We start from the raw sequence: 19,269 nt of genomic DNA on the forward strand, positions 1-19,269 counted from the left end.
CAATAACTTCTGGAGTCCATGAATGCTCAAGCGATTCGAACGCAATGTCAGTGGTCATGACTATGTGGTGGGCGATTTGCACGGGCATTACGCATTACTCGAGCGCGAGCTGGCCCGGGTCGACTTTGATCCCGACAGGGATCGTCTCTTTAGCGTGGGAGATCTGATCGATCGCGGTCCGGACTCCCTGCAGTGTCTGGAGCTGGTGCATCAGCCCGGATGTTTTGCCATTACCGGCAACCATGAAATGATGGCTCGCAATGCGCTGTTCGATAATCACTGGGGGCAGTGGTTGAGTAACGGAGGAGAGTGGTCCCAGCAGTATGACAAGGTCACGCTGAGAAACCGTCTTGCCGAGGCCATGATGAAAATGCCACTGGCTTTTGAAGTAGAGACCGATCATGGCGTAGTGGGGATCGTTCATGCCGAACCCCCGCGGGACTGGGCCGATATCCGCAAGACTTCGCGTGACACGCTGCTCTGGTCACGACAGCGTATCGAATCCGGGGATCAGCACATCGTCACTGGCATCGATGCCGTGGTGGTTGGTCATACCCCGGTGCCCGAGCCCCGAACGCTTGGCAACGTGCGCTACATCGATCTGGGATCGTTTTTCAGCGGCCGGATCTGGCTGGAGCGACTCGAGGATGTCGCTGCCATGATGAAAGGCCGCAGGAATTCCTGAAAGTTCGCGAACAACCTCTTTCCTTTTGCAGAACAGTGATGTAGGATACGCCCCGTTCTCGGCAATATCGAGAGCAGCGTCGGGGCGTAGCGCAGCTTGGTAGCGCGCCACAATGGGGTTGTGGAGGTCGCAGGTTCGAATCCTGTCGCCCCGACCAACGAATCGATAAAGGGCCGCTTTCGGTAAACAGCCGAAGCGGCCTTTTTGTGTTTATTGCTCGAGTGTCTTTTTCTCGTCATGCTTATCCTCGTGCCCCGAGCGGCCGCTTTTGTTTGAATAAGGCCTGATTTTACTGGTCAGGAGAGCGCACGATGAAAAATCTTCCCGGCATGCTGGTCGGTACAGTGGTGGGACTGGTGGCCTGGCTCCCCAGTCAGAGTATGGCGCTGTGCATCATGCTTGGCATTGCCTGCGGCGTAGCATGGGATATCTGGCGCAAACGGACCTGATGGCGGCTGTCCATGCGCGCGGCATCGAGTGCAAAAAGGGTCGGGACAAGGTCATATGGTCGCGGTTATGCTGATGCGCGCGTCCAATCCCCTTGTTTGGCGCTCAAAAAACCTTTCAATCTGGATCATTGCAGGCTCGGGAGAACGGTGTGGCTCGTCAATTGAAAAGCGCTACACGATGGCTGGGTATGACACTGGCCATCGGTACACTATCAGGGTGTTCCCTTTTTTCTTCGAATCAACCGGACACCGCCGCGGTAGCGCCGCCACCGCCGGCGCTGGTCGGCTACAACGGGATGAAGGTATGCCAGCCCTACAGTGATGCCACCTGGGGCAATTTCCTGATGATCGGGGAAGTGGTCTCCGTGGATTCACCGGAGAACATGCATGTCAACATTCTGCGCGCCGAGGCCATGAAGCAGCCCTCCATTCAGATGACCGGTTATCCGCGGGAGATCATCGATCAGCGCAACAAGTGGTACCCCTGCGAGGGTCAGGGGTAGCCGCAATGTTGTCTCTGTTAATGGGGTTTATTGTCAGATTTGCGTTAAACCCGCCTCTGATGTGCGGTACACTTGTTGCAAGAAGTTACTGCTTGATGAGGAGCAGTGACAGCCGGCTTACCCTGACTAAACGGCTGGCTGTCCAAACCTCACACCGCCTCACCGAGGCGGTTTTTTTTGGCCGTTCGAAACGAATGGAAAAGTGTGTCAAATAAAAATTATTCTCTTTTGCATTGATTTCCTTTTCAGGATCGTCCAGAGTGTTTTTCGAACGCCACGGCGTTCGGTTCATTTCAGTATGTCAGGTGCTGAGATGGATTCTCTCCTCATCATCAGGTCCTTTCGCCGCCTTTCCAGTGGGAAGGCGGTTTTTTATGCGTTATCCCATGGATGCGTCGCCCATGCCATGCAGTCATCACGCTGCTGAGCTACCTTGCAGACTGTACTTTATGCTAACCATCGGACAAGGGAGGCAGATTCATGGCGTACGCCAATATCGTCGACAGCAACAACAATGCCATCGACCTTTATTATCAGGATTGCGGTCAGGGGCCCACCGTGGTGCTGATTCACGGCTGGCCTCTGAGCCATCGCATGTGGGAATACCAGATCAACGCCCTGACCGAGGCCGGCTATCGCTGCATCGCTTATGATCGCCGCGGCTTTGGTGACTCGGAGAAGCCCTGGCACGGCTACGACTACGACACGCTTGCCGACGATCTGGCCGGGCTTCTGGAGCATTTGGATATCAACGATGCCACGCTGGTCGGTTTCTCGATGGGCGGCGGCGAGGTTGCCCGATATCTGGGCCGTCATGGCAGCAAGCGTGTTCGGGGTGCCGTACTGGTAGGCGCGGTAACGCCTTACATGCTCAAGACCGATGACAATCCGGAAGGCGTGGATCAGTCCATTTTTGATGACATGCTGGCCAACGTGAAGCAGGATCGTCCCGGTTTTCTGGGCGGCTTTGGCAAGCTGTTCGTTAACCATGACGGCCAGGCGCCCACGCTGTCCGATGAGCTGCTGGCCTATAACCAGAACATCGCCAATTTTGCCTCTCCCAGAGCTACCCGAGAGTGCATCAGGGCGTTCGGATTCACGGACTTTCGTCAGGATCTGGAAACCATCGACGTGCCGACACTGGTCATCCATGGCGACGATGACCAGATTGTCCCTCTGGCGGCCAGCGGTCAGCGCTCGGCCGACATGATCAAGAATGCTCGTCTCGAGATCGTGAAGGATGGTCCGCATGGCCTGAATTTCACCCACGCTCAGGAACTCAACCGGCTTCTGATCGACTTCCTCGAGCAGGGACGCTGATGAAAAAGGGGAAGGCCCATGTGGGCCTTCCCCCTGAATAATTCGACCAGCAGATTCGCTGGCCGCCAGGCATGACACGTGCCATCGTTACCGGAAGTCGTGCTGAGCCCAGTCAACCTCCTGTTGCCGTTGGACTTCCTGTCCATGTGCTTCCCTGCACGATCTTCTTTTCTTTCCCGGCGTGGCCACCATGGCCGATCAAGATGACAGGAATGTGATAGGGCCGCTTTCTTCGACCAAAGGAGAAACCGGTCAGGCGCCCATTCGGGTCTCGTTTAAACTGCTTGCAAGCATGGATTATCATCATGAATGAACTGAGAACCACCCTGGTACAGGCCGATCTGCGCTGGGAAGATATCGATACCAACTGTCAGTTGCTGGATGAATGGCTGCAGAATGTCACCACCAGCGATTTGATCGTTCTGCCGGAAATGTTTTCCACCGGGTTCAGCATGGCCCCGGATCGCATCGCCGAGCCCATGGGGCAAAGCAGGGCCGTCGCCTGGATGCAGCGGACCGCACAGTCACACAATGCCGTGGTCACGGGAAGCGTCGCGATTGCCGAAGGGGATGATTATTTCAATCGCATGATCTGGGCCCGCCCGGACGGCACCATGGTGACCTACGACAAGCGGCATCTGTTTCAAATGGCGGATGAGCATGAACACTATGCCATGGGCACTGAACGACCCATTGTCGAGATCAATGGCTTCAGGGTTCTGCTGACGATCTGTTACGACCTGCGCTTTCCCGTCTGGCTGCGTAACGTGGACTGTGAATATGACGTCATGATCTGCGTTGCCAACTGGCCCTCGCCAAGACGCATGCAGTGGCGAACGCTGCTACAGGCGCGCGCCATCGAGAATCTTTGCTACGTCATCGGGGTCAATCGGGTAGGCAACGACGGCAACGATCTGAACTACAGCGGCGATTCACTGCTGGTCGACTACCGTGGCGATGCGCTGATCGATGAAGCGCCGGATCGCGCCTTTGTCCGTACCGGTGTCATCGGCAAACAGAGTCTGGAAGACTTCCGCGAACAATTTCCAACGCATCGCGATGCCGATCGTTTTACGCTGCACATCTAGCCGGTCGGCTGTTTCTGATTCACCAGGCCCCGAGCGGTGATGCCCGGGGCCTTTTGGGTGCCGGCGGCCGCCACAACGTCAGGCCAACAGGATCCGGATCACACCGACCGATAAAACGCCGACTCGATGAGCTGGCGCGTATAGGCATGACGCGGCTGCTCGATGACCTCCCGGGCATCGCCATGTTCGATCAGCTCGCCATCCTTGAGCACCATCAGACGATGGGCCATTGCCTGAACCACTGACAGATCATGACTGATAAACAGATAGCTGAGCTGTCGCTCGCGCTGGAGTGTACGCAACAGCTCGATCAGCTGCTTTTGAACGGTGCGATCCAGTGAGGAAGTCGGCTCATCCAGTACCAGGATGCGGGGCTGCAAAATCAGTGCTCGCGCCAGCGCGATCCGCGCTCGCTGCCCGCCGGAAAATTCGTGCGGGTAGCGCGCCAGCGTCTCCGTGGCAAGCCCGACCGATGACAATGTCTGCACTACCTGCTCGCGCAGCGCGCTGCGATCGAGCTCGGGAAAGTGAAAGCGCAGCCCTTCACTGACGATAGCCTCGATGGTCATGCGCGGTGACAGGGCACCAAAGGGGTCCTGAAACACGATCTGCATGTGCCGACGTTCGAGACGCAGCGCGCGACTGCCCAGCCGATCGAGCCGGGTATCATTCAGCCATATCTCGCCGGTCGAGCCCACCAGACGCAGCAGCGCCTGCGCCAGCGTACTCTTGCCGGAACCGGACTCCCCGACGATTCCGAGGGTTTCTCCCTGCCTCAGTGTCAGTGATATGGGGTTCAGGGCGACGAAGGGCGCCGGGCGCGGTTTCAACAGCGGTCGCGGCCTTTGAAAGGCCACTGACAGGTCTCGCGCCGACAATACCTCGGACGCATGAGCGGGTATCGGCGCGGGCTGCCCCTCCGGTTCGGCCTCGATCAGGGATTGGGTATAAATGCTGGTTGGATGTGACAGTACCTCCCCGGTGACGCCGGTTTCCTGCACGCGCCCGCGATGCAGTACGCATATCCGATCGGCCCAGCGCCGGACCAGATTGAGATCGTGCGTAATCAGGAGCATCGCCATGCCCATCGAATCGGCCAGCTCCCGCAGCAGCAACAGGATCTCGCGCGCCACGGTGACATCGAGCGCGGTCGTGGGCTCATCGGCCACCAGAAGCTCGGGTTGATTGGCGATCGCCATGGCAATGACCACACGCTGGCGCTGCCCGCCGGAGAGCTCATGGGGCCAGGCATCGATCAGCTGTTCGGGGCGGGGCAGGCGTACCTGCTGCATCAGCTCGAGCACTCTGGCACGCAGGGCATTGCCACGCAGCGGCCGGTGCAGGGTGATGGCTTCGGCGATCTGACGGCCGATGCGGTGCAGCGGATTGAGCGCACTCATCGGCTCCTGAAACACTACGCCAACCCGGTCCCCATGGAGACGTTCCCACTCATGGCGGGATAACTTCTCAAGGCGAGTCTCTCCCAGCGACCGGCCGCCCTCGACCCGGATACCCGGGGGCACAAGATCCAGCGCAGCCATCGCGGTCATGGTCTTGCCGGAGCCGGACTCGCCGACCAGCGCCAGCGTCTCGCCGGGGGCAATGGTGAGGCTGACGCCATGCACCAGGGGCGTGTCGTCTGCGAAGACACGCAGTTTTTCCAGCGAGAAAACGGTCCTTTGGGAGGCGGTCGTCATGCGGCACTCCCGGCCACGGGCTGCACGGCGTGGCGCGGGTCAAAGGCATCCCGCAGGCCTTCCCCGATAAACACCAGCAGCGACAGTAGAATGGCCAGTGTCATGAAGGCCGTTATCCCCAGCCAGGGGGCCTGCAGGTTGTTCTTGCCCTGTGCCACCAGCTCGCCCAGCGACGGCGACCCGGGCGGCAGACCGAAGCCCAGAAAATCCAGCGCCGTCAGCGTGGTGATGGCACCGGTAAAGATAAAGGGCAGAAAGGTCAGGGTGGATACCATGGCGTTGGGCAGGACGTGACGCCACATGATCAGCCGGGCCGGCAGCCCCATGGCGCGGGCGGCGCGAACGTAATCAAGGTTGCGGGCACGCAGGAACTCGGCCCGCACGATGTCAACCAGCCCCAGCCACGAAAAGGCGATCATGATCAGCGCCAGCCACCAGACGCTGGGCACCACCAGACTGGAGAGAATGATCAGGATAAACAGCATCGGCAGGCCGGCCCACAGCTCGATCACGCGCTGCCCGACCAGGTCCACCCGACCGCCGAAATAGCCCTGCACCGCACCCACGATAACGCCAATCAGGACCGACCCCAGCGTGACCAGACCGGCAAACAGCACCGACAGTCGAAAACCGTAGATCACGCGCGCCAGCACATCGCGACCCTGGTCATCGGTCCCCAGCCAGTGCGTCATGCTCGGCGGCGCCGGTGCCGGGGTATCGAGCGTCATGTCGATACTCTGCCAGGAAAAGGGGATGGGCGGCTGGATCAGCCACCCCTGTTCGCGAATCAGCGCCAGCACGGCCGGGTCACTGTAAAGCGCCGTGGTGGGCAGAAAACCGCCGAAGACGGTTTCGGGGTAGTCCATCAGCAGCGGCCAGTACCACTGGCCGTCAAAACGCACCACCAGCGGCGTATCGTTGGCAATCAGCTCGGCTGGCAGCGTGATGACCAGCAGCGCCAGAAACACGACGCTTGCCACCATGGCGCGCCGATTGGCGCGAAAGGTCGCCAGCCGGCGACGCATGATGGGCGAAAGCCGTGACCCGGCAGAAGACGAGGCGTGAATCGGCAAGGCTAGCTCTCCCGTCGTTCAAAATCGATACGCGGATCGATGGCCACATAGGTCAGATCGGAGATCAGCTTCAACACCAGACCGATCAGCGTGAAGAGAAAGAGCGTGCCAAAGATGACCGGATAATCGCGCTGCAATACGGCTTCATAGCCGAGCATGCCAAGGCCATCGAGGGAGAAGAGCACCTCGATCAAAAGCGCCCCGGTAAAGAAGATCCCTACCAGCGCCGAGGGTAGACCGGCAATCACGATCAGCATCGCATTGCGAAACACGTGGCCATACAGCTGGCGCCGCTCGGAGGCCCCCTTGGCGCGCGCGGTCATCACGTATTGCCGGTGAATCTCTTCGAGAAAACTGTTGCGGGTCAGAAAGGTCAGGGTGGCAAAGCTGCCGATGGTCAGGGCGATCACCGGCAGGGTGATATGCCAGAAATAGTCGATGATCTTCCCCCACCAGGAGAGCTGGTCGACATCGGGGGAGGTCAGGCCGCGCAGCGGAAACCACTGCAGGTAGCTGCCGCCGGCAAAGACCACGATCAACAGCAGAGCGAACAGAAAGCCGGGAATGGCATAGCCCACGATCACCAGCGCCGAACTCCACAGATCGAAGCGGCTGCCCTGGCGCACCGCCTTGAGAATCCCCAGCGGGACGGAGATGAGATAGACCAGCAGCGTGCTCCAGAGCCCCAGCGAAATGGAGACCGGCAAGCGATCGACGATCAGATCCGTCACCGATCGGCCGCGAAAGAAGCTCTCGCCCAGATCCAGTCGCGCGTAGTCACCCACCATGATGGCGAAACGCTTCCACAGGGGCCTGTCGAACCCGAACTGCTCGTTGAGCTCCTCGATGAAGACCGGGTCGATACCGCGCGTGCCGCGGCTGGCGTCACCGCTGGCCACGACCCCGTCGCTGCCGCCCCCCAGGGCAGCGCCCGAGCTCATCCCCTCGATGCGCGACAGCATTTGCTCGACCGGCCCGCCGGGAGCGGCCTGCACGATGAGGAAATTGAGCAGCAGCACGGCCAGCAGGGTCGGTACCATCAGCAGTAGACGCATCACGATATAACGTGCCATGGGCGCTACTCCTGACGGGCATCAATCGCGCGGGCACCCTGCGGGTCGACCCACCAGCTGTCGAGGTCCAGACCAAATTCGGGGCTTTGATCGGGCATGGCAAATTTCTTCCAGTAGGCCAGTCGGGTCACCGGCGAATGATACTGGGGGATGACATAAAAGCCCCAGCGCAGCACACGGTCCAGCGCCGAGGCGGCCGAATCCAGCGCCTCGCGGGAGTCCGCCCGGATGATATGCTCGATGAGATCATCGACCACCGGGCTTTCGATGCCCATGAGATTGCGGCTTTGCGGCTGATCGGCGTAGTCGCTGCCCCAGTACTCGCGCTGCTCATTACCGGGATTGTTGCTCTGGGCGATGACGGTGGTGGTCATGTCGAAATCAAACTGGCGCAGCCGGACCAGATACTGGCTCGGGTCCACGGTGCGAAGATTGACCTCGATTCCCAGACGCGCAAGGTTACGCACCATCGGCAGCGCCATGCGCTCAAGGCTTGCATCGCGCAGCAGCAATTCGAAACGCAGCGGCTGCCCGGTGTCCTTATTCACCATGCGGTCATCGCGCACCTCGTAGCCGGCCTCACGGAGCAGGCCGAGCGCCTTTTTTAACCGAGGGCGCAGCGCCCGGGGCGCCTCGATGGGCAGGGGAGACTCGAAGACCGCGTCGGGCAGCTGATCGCGCCAGGGGGCGAGAAGGGCGCGTTCGCCGGCACTCGGCACCCCTTCGGCTTCCATGGAGGAGTGGTCAAAAAAGCCCCGGGTACGGGCGTAGAGCCCGTAAAAGAGATTGCGGTTAAGCCACTCGAAGTCAAACGCCAGCCCCAGCGCCTGTCGAACGCGCCGGTCCTTGAAGATATCCCGGCGCAGATTCATTACGAACCCCTGCATGGGCGCCGGATTGTGATCCTCGATTTCAACGCGCTTGATCAGCCCCTGGCGCGCCGCAGGGAAGTCATAGCCGGTGACCCAGTTACGTGCGATGTTTTCGACACGCAGGTCGACTCGCCCGGCACGAAAGGCCGTCAGGGCAACGCCGGGGTCGCGATAGTAGTCAAAGATCAGGCGGTCGATGTTGTAGCGACCGCGGTTGACCGGCAGGTCGCGGGCCCAATAATTTTCGTCACGCTGATAGACAATGCGCTGGCCGGGCTGAACGGAGGCGATACGGTAGGGGCCGGAGCCCATCAGGGGCTCGAGCGTGGGGCGTGTCATGTCACGGCCGCGAATCTCCTCGGCCGAAAGCACCGGTAGCTGCCCCAGAATCAACGGCAGCTCGCGCGAGTTATCGGCACTGAATTCGAAGCGCACGGTAAACGGCGACAGCATCTCCACGTCGGTCACATCAGCGTAGTAGGCCCGATACATGGGCGAGCCCTGCGTGGTCAGGGTCTCGAAGGTGGCCACGACATCCTCGGCCGTCACCGGGCTGCCATCATGAAAGTGCGCGCGCGAGTCGAGATCGATCTCCATCCAGCGCCGGTCCGGGTCCAGACGAATGCCTGCCGCCAGCAGCCCGTACAGGGTGAAGGGCTCATCGGGACTTTCCACCATCAGCGTATCAAAGGGCAGCCCGCCAAAGGCGCTCAGGCCACTGGCCGGGTCGCCCCGCACGATAAAGGGATTGAGGGAATCGAAGCTGCCCTGGGCGGCGCGCACCATATCGCCGCCCTTGGGCGCCTGCACATTGACCCAGGGAAAGTGTTCAAAATCCGCCGGCAGCTCGGGGGCATCATAGAGCGAGATACCGTGCACGGTCGGTACCTCACTGACGGGAGCCCCCTGCGCCCCGTGAACGACCAGCCCCATCAGAAGGCCCGCGCCCAGCAGGGCATGCCACCGTTTCATGCCTTTCATGTCAGGCATCTGCCCTCAAAACCGATCCTTCCAGGCACGCAGGGTGGCGAAGGTGGACTGCGCATCCTGCGTATCTCCCTGTTCGGCGGCGCCGCGCTGTACACTCTCCAGATGCGCGCGCATGAAGGGATTGATGATGCGCTCACGGCCGATGGTGCTGGGCAGGGTGGGGCGGTCGAGCTCGCGCGCCTTTTGACACTCTTCCAGCAGGGCATCGCGGGTGCTGTTGTCCGGCTCGGCCGCCTGCGCGAACTTCAGGTTGGCAAGCGTATATTCATGTGCGCCAAAGACCAGCGTGTCATCATCAAGCTCGGCAAAGCGTGTCAGAGCCTGATACATCTGTTCGGGCGTGCCTTCAAAAAGACGCCCGCAACCGCCGCAAAAGAGCGTATCGGCGCAAAAGAGCAGCGACGGCGTTCCGCTGGAGAGGTAGGAGATATGATCCAGGGTGTGGCCGGGCGTGGCCATGACCTCGAAGTGGCGCCCCATCAGTCGGAAGCGGTCGCCTTCCCCGACGGTTTCATCAATTCCGGCGATGGACGGGTTGTCCGGACCGATCACGCGCGCGGAGTAACGTGTTTTCAGCTCGTCGAGACCACCGGTATGGTCCTGGTGATGGTGCGTGATCAGGATGGCTTCAAGGCGTGCACCGGTACGCTCCAGATAGTCGATGACCGGCTGGGCTTCGCCCGGATCGACCACGACAACGCTGCCTGTGTTGTCCTGTTCCATCACCCAGATGTAATTATCCTGGAACGCCGGCAGTGGTTTGACGGTCAACATGACAATCCTCGATAAAGTGGGTTGCAAAAAAGGCGCAATGTGCCCGATGTAACGAATGTTTCGGGTAACCGCCAGCCTCGAAAACCGGGGTGGTCATTAAACGCGATAACCATGCGATCAGGGGCCCTGCATGTCAAATCACCACGCAGACCAGGCAACGTTCAGCGAACAGTTCCTGGCCGGGCAGCACTACTGGCAGACCGCCCACGGCAGGCGACAGTGGCAGGCAGAGCAACAGTGCCTGCATCAGGAGGTGCTGGCCCGATCCGGCGTGCAGCATGCCCTTGAGCTCGGCGTTGCCCCGACACTGCTGGCCCATGACGGCATTCGCCACCGCATCCGGTGGGCGCCGCAGCGTGATCTGGCCGAACACCCCTCGACCCTGGTCTGCCGTCCGGAAGCCCTGCCGCTGGCCGATGAGGCGCTGGAGCTGGTGCTGGTCCACCATCTACTGGAAGTGGCGCCCCAGCCCGGCCGCCTGCTGCGTGAAGCCGCGCGTGTCACCAGCGACAGCGGCCGTCTGATCCTGATCGGCTGGCACCCGCTGGGCATTGCCGGACCGGCGAGACTCAAGCGGTGTCACGATCGTTTCTATCAGCGTAGCCAATGGCTGACACCCGGGCGGCTGCGTGACTGGCTGAGCTTTATCGACTTCAACATCGAGCGGATCGATTACTGCGGCTTTGTGCCCTTCGAAAATACGCCGGACTGGCTTCTCATGGAGACCTGGGGACGCCGCCACAATCTGCCGCTGGGGCGGGCATGGGTGATCAGCGCCAAACGCCAGATGTGTCGCATGATTCCGCTCAAAAAGCGCTTTGACCCTGGTGCCATGCTCGGCAACAGGGCCTCCACCCTGGCCTGCGTGGCCCATGAGATACCTCCCGATGCTACCTTCGAACCCGTCGCCCCCCGGGAGAAACGGCCATATCCGGCTGACCGTCCCCGGTGCGCACCATACCATCCGACAGCGCCCCCGGCTGTCGTGGCATAATGAGCATCTGATACCGCAAACCACGAGGCGCGCAGTGAACGATGACGTACGTCCCCATGTCACTATCCACACGGACGGCGGATGTCGGGGCAACCCGGGGCCGGGCGGATGGGGCGCGGTCCTGCGCAGCGGGACGCATGAAAAGTGTCTGAAGGGCAGTGAAGCACATACCACCAACAACCGCATGGAGCTGATGGCTGCCATCTCCGCACTGCGGGCCCTGACCCGCCCGTGTCGCATCGACCTCTGGACCGACTCGCAGTACGTTCGCCAGGGCATTACCCAGTGGATTCACAACTGGGTCAAAAAGGACTGGAAAACCGCCTCGAAGGCACCGGTCAAGAATGCCGAGCTCTGGAAAATGCTGCTGGAAGAGTCTCGCAGACACGATATCGAATGGCACTGGCTCAAGGGCCATGCCGGCCATGAAGGCAATGAACTGGCCGACCAGCTGGCCAATGACGCCATGGATGAATTCAGGACAAGCGAGAAAACGCCATGAGACAGATCGTTCTTGATACGGAAACCACCGGCATCGAAATCAGGGACGGGCATCGCCTGATCGAAATCGGCGGCGTCGAGGTCATCAACCGTCGTCTGACCGGTCGCCACTATCACCAGTACATCAACCCCGAACGCGCCATCGACCCGGAAGCCATCGAGGTGCATGGCATCACCGACGAGCGCGTGGCCAATGAGCCGGTGTTTGCCGATATCGCCCATGAGTTCTGGGAATTCGTGCAGGGAGCGGAGCTGGTCATTCACAACGCGCCCTTTGACGTGGGCTTTCTCGATCACGAGTTCGCCATGGTCAATCGGGCACGCGGTAACGATGCGCTGGGGCCGCTGGCTTCGAAATGCGGCATTCTTGATACGCTGAAAATGGCACGCGATCGCCATCCAGGGCAGCGCAACAACCTGGACGCCCTGTGCAAGCGCTACGATATCGATAACGGCCGCCGCGAGCTCCACGGCGCTCTGCTGGATGCCGAAATCCTCGCTGATGTCTATCTGGCCATGACCGGCGGTCAGACCGCTCTGACGCTTGGGGCCGAGCAGTACGGCGACAGCAGCGACACCGGCAACAGCGGCACAACCGGCTTTGCCATTCGACGTCTGGCTGCCGACCGGGCGCCGCTGCGCGTGATTGCTGCCAGCGATGAAGAGGCGCAGGCCCATCAGCAAAAGCTGGCCGGTCTGAGAGAGAAGGGCGGCTGTCTCTGGGATCAACTGGGAGGTTGAAGTGCTGACACGCGATATTCGCACGCTTGTCGACCGCCATGAAGGCTATCTGATCCGCATTGGCGAACACGGTATCGCCGACAACGGCCAGGGCGGCATTCTACAGCCGCGCGCACGCTGGCCCGACGGGGCCATCGCCATCGGCTACTGGAACGAGGTGCCGGTTGCCGTGTTATCGGAACAGGGAGAAGAACAGTGGCTGCCGGCACGCCACTGGCTGGGTACGCTGCCCGAACAATCCTTCGGGCTGATCTCCACGGCACTGCAGATCGTACGCTGGTCGCAGGATCATCGCTTCTGTGGCCGCTGCGGTACACGCATGCGCCGTCGCCCCGGCGAGTTCATGATGGCGTGCCCGGCCTGCAGCTTTCGAAGCTATCCCAGAATTTCACCCTGCATCATTACGCTGGTGACCTGGCGTGATCAGCTGCTGCTGGCACGCAGCCCGCGCTTTCCCACCGGACGCTTCAGTACACTGGCCGGCTTTATCGAGCCCGGCGAATCGGCAGAAGAAGCGGTTCGGCGTGAGGTCTTCGAAGAAGTGGGCGTACAGGTCGGGCGCGTCAGCTATTTCAAGAGCCAGTCATGGCCGATGCCCCATTCTTTCATGATGGGATTCTACGCCGAGGCGGCCAGCCGTGATATCCATATCGACGGCATCGAGATCGAGGCCGCCGACTGGTTTACCGCCGATCAATTGCCGGGGCTGCCGCCTTTCTATTCCATCTCGAGCGCCCTGATCGAGAACTTCCTGCGGGGCAGCGCTCCCCGGGAGTAGACGCTCGAGCCGGGGTGGCGCCAGGGGGTCAGGTGTCGCCGCGGCGACGAAACAGACGGGTCAGGCGAGACGCCAGCATGATATCGCCACGGGCGCGCACCTTGCCCGACATGACCGCCTGCATACCGCTGAGCTCCTTGTTGATCAGTCGCTCGAAGGTGCGGGTGTCCGTCATCAGCGTCACGGAAGGGGCGTGATGATCTCCTTCCTGAATATCCAGCGTGCCATCATCGATCGCGACGAAATAGCGTGGCCCTTCAGCCAGTTCGAGCTGCAGGGTCTCATGGACACCCGCTGCCGCTTGCGCATCAAAGCGTTCGTGAAGTTTTGCAATCAGGGGCGCGGTATCGACCATCGTTATGTCCGGTTGATGAGTAAAGGGTACATGATAGCCATTTCACGACGGGCAGGCCGTGTTGCCCAGCACGTCGGGGTGTCATGTGCGATGATGGCGCGCATTCTATCCGTTATGACCGGGAGGTTGAAAACGTGGGCGAATGGTTATCCAGCTACGCGCTGTTTCTGGCACAGAGTGTCACGGTGGTCGTGGCCATTGCCGTGGTCCTGATGCTCATGGTCCGGGCACGCAGCCAGCGCCAGGGGCGCAGTGCCAGGCTTCATGTGCGCAATCGTGGAGAATATTTTCGGCGCCATCGCGAAACACTTGAGGATGCCACCCTCGGGGAAGGGGCGCGCGAGCGCCATATCAAGGACCGCCTGAAGGCGCGCAAGGCAGAACAAAAGCGTGCGAAAAAGCACAAGCAGGCCGATGAAGGCCATCACACGCTCTGGGTGCTCGATTTCGACGGTGACCTGCGCGCCTCTCGCGTGCCCGCCTTCACGGAAGAGATCACCAGTGTGATCGCGGCCGCCCGTCCCGGCGATGAGGTGCTGGTGCGCCTGCAGTCGGGCGGGGGACTGGTACACGCCTACGGGTTGGCCAGTGCCCAGCTCGACCGCCTGCGCGAGGCAGGGCTCAAGCTGACGGTCAGCGTCGACAGGGTGGCCGCCAGCGGCGGTTACATGATGGCCTGCTGTGCCGATCATCTGATCGCGGCCCCCTTTGCGGTCATCGGCTCGATCGGTGTGGTCGCTCAGGTGCCCAATCTGCACCGCCTGCTCAAGAAAAACGATGTCGATGTCGAGATCCTGACCGCCGGGCGCCACAAGCGAACGCTCACCGTGCTGGGTGAAAATACCGAGGAGGGCCGGCAAAAGTTTCTGGACGACCTTGAAAGAACGCATGATCTGTTCAAGTCATGGGTGGCGTCCCGCCGCCCGAGGCTGGATATCGAGCAGGTCAGCGAAGGGGATATCTGGTACGGCCAGCAGGCCATCGATTCGGGACTGGTCGATGAGGTCAATACCAGCGAGGCCTGGCTGCAGGCGCGCAGCGAGCAATGGCGAATTCTGGAAGTCGGTCTCAAACCGCAGCGCTCGATGCTGGAGCGTCTTGGCAAAGGTAGCGAAAGTGCCCTTGAGCGTGGCATCGATCGCGCCATCGATCGCGTAGTGCGGCTGCGCTGGGAAAAACAGTAACGCTTGGGCAAACGACAAGCGGCCTGCCCCCTGTCAGGGGCAGGCCGCTTATTGAGACCACGCACTCGGATCAGGACCGGTCGAGTCCTGCCAGCGTATCGATGACTGCCTCGGCGTGTTTGCCACGCAGGGAGTAATAGATCGTCTGGGACGCACGACGCGTACTGACGAGCTCTTCGCGACGCAGCACAGCCAGATGCTGGGACAGCGCCGATTGGCTCAGGTCAAGTTTACTGTTCAGCTCCGACACGGACATTTCTCCCTCCCTGAGAAGACAGAGAATGCGTAGCCGATTTTCGTTGGCCATGGCCTTGAGCAGCGGTGCAGAATCGAGAATGACCATTTCGCACCCCGCTGTCGCGATCGGTGCAGTGGCACATACACTCATTTTTAACTCCTTGTGAAAAAAGACGCTCTGCCTGTTGACGCGCTGTTGTCCAATGGCGGTTCCGGCAAACAGCGGCGTCTGAACAGGGCAGTACCGTGTGCCATGGCCATGATGAACCCTCTCATCAAAGGGCCTCTGGATTAGCGCTCACGGTTAGATGATTTTATACCTTTCTGGTTCACGGAAATCGATTAAAAAACCTGATCATGCTCATATTTGACTATGCCAGAATGCGTATCGCGCTTTCCGTGCTCTGTATCTTTCATATTCTGGTCATTGCCGCGAGCAATTACCTGGTTCAACTGCCCATTACGCTGCTGGGATTTCACACCACCTGGGGCGCCTTCAGCTTTCCCTTTCTCTTTCTGGCCACCGACCTGACCGTTCGTCTCATGGGGCGCCATGCCGCAAGGCGGTTGATCGCTCGCGTCATGCTGCCGGCCCTGGTGGTTTCCTACCTGGTCTCCGTGGTGTTTCAGCAGGGGCAGTGGCGCGGTATGGAAGCGCTTTTGTCCTTCAATCCTTTTGTCGGTCGTATCGCACTGGCAAGCTTCATGGCGTATGCCCTGGGCCAGGCGCTGGATATCATGGTATTCGACCGTCTGCGCCGCCAGCGCCCCTGGTGGCTGGCGCCGGTCGGCTCCACGGTGCTGGGCAATCTGCTGGATACCTTTATTTTCTTTTTCGTGGCGTTCTGGCACAGCCCCGACCCCTTCATGGCAGCGCACTGGATTGAAATAGCGCTGGTCGACTATGGTGTGAAACTCATCATCAGCCTGATGCTGTTCCTGCCCCTTTACGCCATGCTGCTGATCTGGCTGCAGCGATGTCTGCTGCGGCTATCCGGCGTGGAATCAGCAGGAGCGGGTGGCATGAAACACCGGTGAGAGGCACACCCGATAGGGGTCGAGGCATCAGGGCGTCACTATGGACAGGGTACGGAGACTTCATGAGTATTGAGCTTCACCATGCGGATTCAGGCATGCCGGAACAGGCAGACGCGCCACCGCTTGTCGTGTTGCATGGTCTTTTTGGCAGTGCCGACAACTGGCGCTCCCACGTCAAACACTGGCGCCGGACGCGACGCGTGGTGGCCGTGGATCTGCGCAATCATGGCCGCTCCCCCCACGCCCCCGGCATGGGATATGACGCGATGGCAGCAGATGTGCTGGAGGTACTGGACAGGCTGGATATTCGGCAGTGCGACCTGCTGGGACACTCGATGGGCGGCAAGGTCGCCATGACGCTGGCCCGGCACCACCCGCAGCGGGTGAAGCGCCTGATCGTGGCCGATATCGCCCCGGTGGTCTACGAGCACGGCCATGACGATATCTTTCGTGCCCATCGGCTGGTCGAGGATGCGCTGCCGGAATCCCGCAAGGAAGCCGATGATGCCATGGCCGGGGCCATCGACAGCCAGACCACAAGGCAGTTTCTGGCCACCAATCTGGCGCGCGATGATCAGGGCATTCTGGGCTGGCGTGTCGGGCTTGATTTCATCGAGGAAGGGTACGGTGACATCGTGGCGCCGCCGGGGGGAGACACCCCCTTTGAGGGGCCAACGCTGGTGCTGCGCGGCGAACATTCCGACTACATCACGGACGAGACGCTACCGATCATTGCCGAGGTCATGCCGGCATCAAGGGTTGAAACCATCAAGGGGGCCGGTCACTGGCTGCATGCCGAGCAGCCCGAGGCCTTTCTACAGTCCATCGATGATTTTCTGAACGTACGCTAGGCCGGGGCACAGCCCCGCCTGTTATCCCGCTTGAGAGATCAGTTTTCGAGCGGGATAACGGTGATCCCTTCATGCTCGTCGGCCAGAAAGCGCGTCAGGATCTTGTAGGTATCGGCATCAAAGGCGATATCGGTCGCTGCCGGCGCCTGATCCAGCTGCTCGACGCTGCCGAGATAGCACCAGTGATCCACCAGGTGATAGACCACCTCCTGTTCGCTGGCTGCTTCCCGAAAGGCCACGCGTCCGGACCAGGGCCAGTGCTGAATGCGCAGGCGCTCGAGCGCCTCCTGCGCGCGCCGGGTATGGGTTTCCAGACTCTCCTGACCACAGCAGGCCCCGGCACAGCGTCCGATCTGATAGGCAAAGCAGCGCCCCTTGCCGCGCTCGAGCCCCATCACCCGCGGGCACAGGCGCTGCTGCTCGACAATACCGCTTAGCGCCTGAGTCGCCTCGCGACGTGATCGAAACATGCCATAGCGCGTTCCCGAAACATCCTCCTGCAGCGCCTGCTGCCCGGCCAGCTGCGGGGCCTGTGCCTGTGTCGGCCAGTACCAGGTGTGCAGACCAGCGTTGCGCCGCAGCCGACGGTTGTAGATGGGAGAGAGCTGCTTGATCAGGCGCGCCTCGAGCAGCTGCGCGCCCAGATCGCCCGCGGTTTCATGCCACTCCAGATGACGGGTCTGCTGACAGATCTTCATTTCGCGATCGTTGCGGTGATCGCTGTTGAAATGACTCAGCACCCGGGAGCGCAGATTAACACTCTTGCCCACGTAAAGCGGCAGGCGGTTGTGCCCGTAAAAGAGATAGACGCCGGGCCGGGCGGGCAGCTCGTCCAGCAGCCCGGGGTCAAGCTGGGCGGGCAGGCTGCGACGGCGCTCCTGCTCGAGGACATGCTGTTCGATCTGCTCAACGCAGTGGTGCCGTGACCAGTACTGCCAGACAGAAAACAGCGTCAGGGCATCCCCCAGTGCCCGATGGCGCGGGGGGTGCGGCTCGATTTGATAGCGCGCCAGAAGGGCATCCAGACCATGATGGTGCGAGCCTCTATCCAGCGCCCGAGACAGCTTGAGCGTGCAGACCACGCGGCGGCGAAATTCCCGCCCCAGCCGGCGAAACTCGTTGCGCAGAAAGCTGTAATCAAAGCGGGCGTTGTGAGCGACCAGCCAGCCATCTCCCAGCCACTGTTCGAATCTGTCGGCAATCGCCTCAAAGTCCGGCGCACCGCTGACCAGGGCATTGTCGATGCCGGTCAGTGTGGCAATGCGCTCGGGAATATCGATACCGGGGTCCACCAGGGTTTCAAAACGATCAACGATCCGGCCGTCAAGTACGCGCAGGGCCGCAATCTCGGTAATACGATCCCGTGTGGCGCGTGTGCCCGTGGTTTCAAGATCGATAAAGACCAGCGGGGTGTCTGCCAGCGGCGGATGCGCCTGCATCCCGGGATGAGATGACATGACCGGAGTCTCCCGACGCCTGTGGCGCCCTGCTAAAACACGAAAAGGAAATCCGCCTGCAGACTGAGCATCATGGCCGCAGGCGACGCACTGGATTCAGGATAGCTATCGAAACGTCAGGACGGGTAACGGGAGATGTTAACGGCTGGTCATGCGGGAGATGGAATCCGGCACCAGATGCGGATTATCGGCCAGAAAACGGTGCATGGCGGCCACGGTTTCATCGCTGCAGTGATGCTCGATGCCCTCGGAATCCGCCCGCGCGATGCTTTCGGGAACGCCAAGGGCCAGCAGCGCCTGCAGTACGACCCGATGGCGCGCCGCTACCTTGTGCGCCAGCTCTTCCCCCAGATCGGTCAGAAAGATGCCGCGATAGGGACGAGCATTGACCAGACCATCACGCTTGAGACGCGTTACCACCTTGGACACCGCAGCCGGGCTGACCCCGAATCGATCAGCCAGATCACTGGCACGAGCCTCACCCAGATGACGATGCAGGTGCGCAATTTCCTCGACATAGTCCTCTACCAGTTCACGCTGGTGATCCTGGCGCACACGCTCAAAATGTTCGTGGTGGGACGTTGATGGCATGACTCTCTCTTGATCGAT

Annotated in this window: 21 protein-coding genes and 1 tRNA gene; 13 read left to right on the forward strand and 9 right to left on the reverse strand. The window is 60.8% G+C overall.

Annotation, left to right across the window (positions count from 1 at the left end):
• Positions 1–22 precede the first annotated feature (22 nt).
• From M1D97_RS08060 to M1D97_RS08085, 6 genes are all read left to right on the forward strand, one after another.
• Positions 23–685, forward strand: coding sequence for a metallophosphoesterase (locus M1D97_RS08060; RefSeq protein ID WP_456267232.1), 663 nt, complete (start codon positions 23–25; stop codon positions 683–685).
• Positions 686–765: 80 nt separating this feature from the next.
• Positions 766–842: transfer RNA gene (locus tag M1D97_RS08065), tRNA-Pro, on the forward strand.
• 154 nt (positions 843–996) lie between these two features.
• Positions 997–1,134: a hypothetical protein gene (locus M1D97_RS08070; protein ID WP_456267233.1), complete on the forward strand. Its 138-nt coding sequence runs from the start codon at positions 997–999 to the stop codon at positions 1,132–1,134.
• A 188-nt stretch (positions 1,135–1,322) separates the two neighbouring features.
• A complete protein-coding gene (locus tag M1D97_RS08075) occupies positions 1,323–1,637 on the forward strand; it encodes a hypothetical protein (protein WP_456267234.1) in 315 nt (104 codons plus the stop codon).
• A gap of 480 nt (positions 1,638–2,117) precedes the next feature.
• Positions 2,118–2,957 carry an alpha/beta fold hydrolase gene (locus M1D97_RS08080; protein WP_456267235.1) on the forward strand — a complete coding sequence of 280 codons (840 nt, stop codon included), beginning with the start codon at positions 2,118–2,120 and terminating at the stop codon, positions 2,955–2,957.
• Between the two features lie 305 nt (positions 2,958–3,262).
• Entirely contained in the window at positions 3,263–4,045 is a 783-nt protein-coding gene (locus tag M1D97_RS08085) for an amidohydrolase (protein ID WP_456267236.1), read from the forward strand.
• A gap of 98 nt (positions 4,046–4,143) precedes the next feature.
• On the opposite strand, the gene M1D97_RS08090 is transcribed toward M1D97_RS08085, so the two are convergent.
• The 5 genes from M1D97_RS08090 to gloB are packed head-to-tail and all read right to left on the reverse strand — an operon-like array spanning position 4,144 to position 10,524.
• A complete protein-coding gene (locus M1D97_RS08090) occupies positions 4,144–5,742 on the reverse strand; it encodes an ABC transporter ATP-binding protein (protein WP_456267237.1) in 1,599 nt (532 codons plus the stop codon).
• Positions 5,739–6,767 carry an ABC transporter permease gene (locus M1D97_RS08095; RefSeq protein ID WP_456270194.1) on the reverse strand — a complete coding sequence of 343 codons (1,029 nt, stop codon included), beginning with the start codon at positions 6,765–6,767 and terminating at the stop codon, positions 5,739–5,741. The genes M1D97_RS08090 and M1D97_RS08095 overlap by 4 nt, the downstream gene beginning before the upstream one ends.
• Before the next feature lie 50 nt (positions 6,768–6,817).
• Positions 6,818–7,888, reverse strand: a complete 1,071-nt coding sequence (locus M1D97_RS08100; RefSeq protein ID WP_456267238.1) for a microcin C ABC transporter permease YejB — start codon at positions 7,886–7,888, stop codon at positions 6,818–6,820.
• Between the two features lie 5 nt (positions 7,889–7,893).
• Positions 7,894–9,732 carry an extracellular solute-binding protein gene (locus tag M1D97_RS08105; RefSeq protein WP_456267239.1) on the reverse strand — a complete coding sequence of 613 codons (1,839 nt, stop codon included), beginning with the start codon at positions 9,730–9,732 and terminating at the stop codon, positions 7,894–7,896.
• 24 nt (positions 9,733–9,756) lie between these two features.
• Positions 9,757–10,524, reverse strand: coding sequence for a hydroxyacylglutathione hydrolase (gene gloB / locus M1D97_RS08110; RefSeq protein WP_456267240.1), 768 nt, complete (start codon positions 10,522–10,524; stop codon positions 9,757–9,759).
• A gap of 130 nt (positions 10,525–10,654) precedes the next feature.
• Between gloB and M1D97_RS08115 the strand changes: the two genes are divergently transcribed.
• From M1D97_RS08115 to nudC, 4 genes are read left to right on the forward strand one after another with little or no spacing between them, the layout of a single operon-like run.
• The gene (locus tag M1D97_RS08115) at positions 10,655–11,518 is read left to right on the forward strand and encodes a methyltransferase domain-containing protein (RefSeq protein WP_456267241.1); all 864 of its coding nucleotides are present in this window, start codon (positions 10,655–10,657) and stop codon (positions 11,516–11,518) included.
• A gap of 34 nt (positions 11,519–11,552) precedes the next feature.
• Entirely contained in the window at positions 11,553–12,020 is a 468-nt protein-coding gene (gene rnhA / locus M1D97_RS08120; protein ID WP_456267242.1) for a ribonuclease HI, read from the forward strand.
• Positions 12,017–12,760 (forward strand): DNA polymerase III subunit epsilon, encoded by a 744-nt coding sequence (gene dnaQ / locus M1D97_RS08125; protein ID WP_456267243.1) that lies wholly within the window; start codon positions 12,017–12,019, stop codon positions 12,758–12,760. Before rnhA ends, dnaQ begins: the two co-directional genes overlap by 4 nt.
• A 1-nt stretch (position 12,761) precedes the next feature.
• Entirely contained in the window at positions 12,762–13,538 is a 777-nt protein-coding gene (gene nudC / locus M1D97_RS08130) for an NAD(+) diphosphatase (RefSeq protein WP_456267244.1), read from the forward strand.
• A 28-nt stretch (positions 13,539–13,566) separates the two neighbouring features.
• On the opposite strand, the gene M1D97_RS08135 is transcribed toward nudC, so the two are convergent.
• Positions 13,567–13,893 (reverse strand): SCP2 sterol-binding domain-containing protein, encoded by a 327-nt coding sequence (locus M1D97_RS08135; protein WP_456267245.1) that lies wholly within the window; start codon positions 13,891–13,893, stop codon positions 13,567–13,569.
• A gap of 134 nt (positions 13,894–14,027) precedes the next feature.
• Here M1D97_RS08135 and sohB point away from each other — a divergent pair, with 134 nt between their 5' ends.
• Complete coding sequence (gene sohB / locus M1D97_RS08140; RefSeq protein ID WP_456267246.1) at positions 14,028–15,077, forward strand: protease SohB; 1,050 nt, start codon at positions 14,028–14,030, stop codon at positions 15,075–15,077.
• Between the two features lie 70 nt (positions 15,078–15,147).
• Here sohB and M1D97_RS08145 read toward each other — a convergent pair whose 3' ends face one another.
• Positions 15,148–15,420 (reverse strand): ArsR/SmtB family transcription factor, encoded by a 273-nt coding sequence (locus tag M1D97_RS08145; protein WP_456270195.1) that lies wholly within the window; start codon positions 15,418–15,420, stop codon positions 15,148–15,150.
• 251 nt (positions 15,421–15,671) lie between these two features.
• Between M1D97_RS08145 and M1D97_RS08150 the strand changes: the two genes are divergently transcribed.
• Entirely contained in the window at positions 15,672–16,352 is a 681-nt protein-coding gene (locus M1D97_RS08150) for a 7-cyano-7-deazaguanine/7-aminomethyl-7-deazaguanine transporter (protein ID WP_456267247.1), read from the forward strand.
• Positions 16,353–16,414: 62 nt separating this feature from the next.
• Positions 16,415–17,203: an alpha/beta fold hydrolase gene (locus M1D97_RS08155; protein WP_456267248.1), complete on the forward strand. Its 789-nt coding sequence runs from the start codon at positions 16,415–16,417 to the stop codon at positions 17,201–17,203.
• Between the two features lie 38 nt (positions 17,204–17,241).
• Here M1D97_RS08155 and M1D97_RS08160 read toward each other — a convergent pair whose 3' ends face one another.
• Together M1D97_RS08160 and mntR are read right to left on the reverse strand one after the other, a co-directional pair.
• On the reverse strand, positions 17,242–18,660 hold the full coding sequence (locus M1D97_RS08160; protein ID WP_456267249.1) for an exonuclease domain-containing protein: 1,419 nt from the start codon (positions 18,658–18,660) through the stop codon (positions 17,242–17,244).
• 138 nt (positions 18,661–18,798) lie between these two features.
• Positions 18,799–19,251 (reverse strand): manganese-binding transcriptional regulator MntR, encoded by a 453-nt coding sequence (mntR, locus tag M1D97_RS08165; RefSeq protein WP_456267250.1) that lies wholly within the window; start codon positions 19,249–19,251, stop codon positions 18,799–18,801.
• Between the last annotated feature and the right edge of the window lie 18 nt (positions 19,252–19,269).

Source organism: Kushneria sp. AK178, from assembly GCF_053903105.1.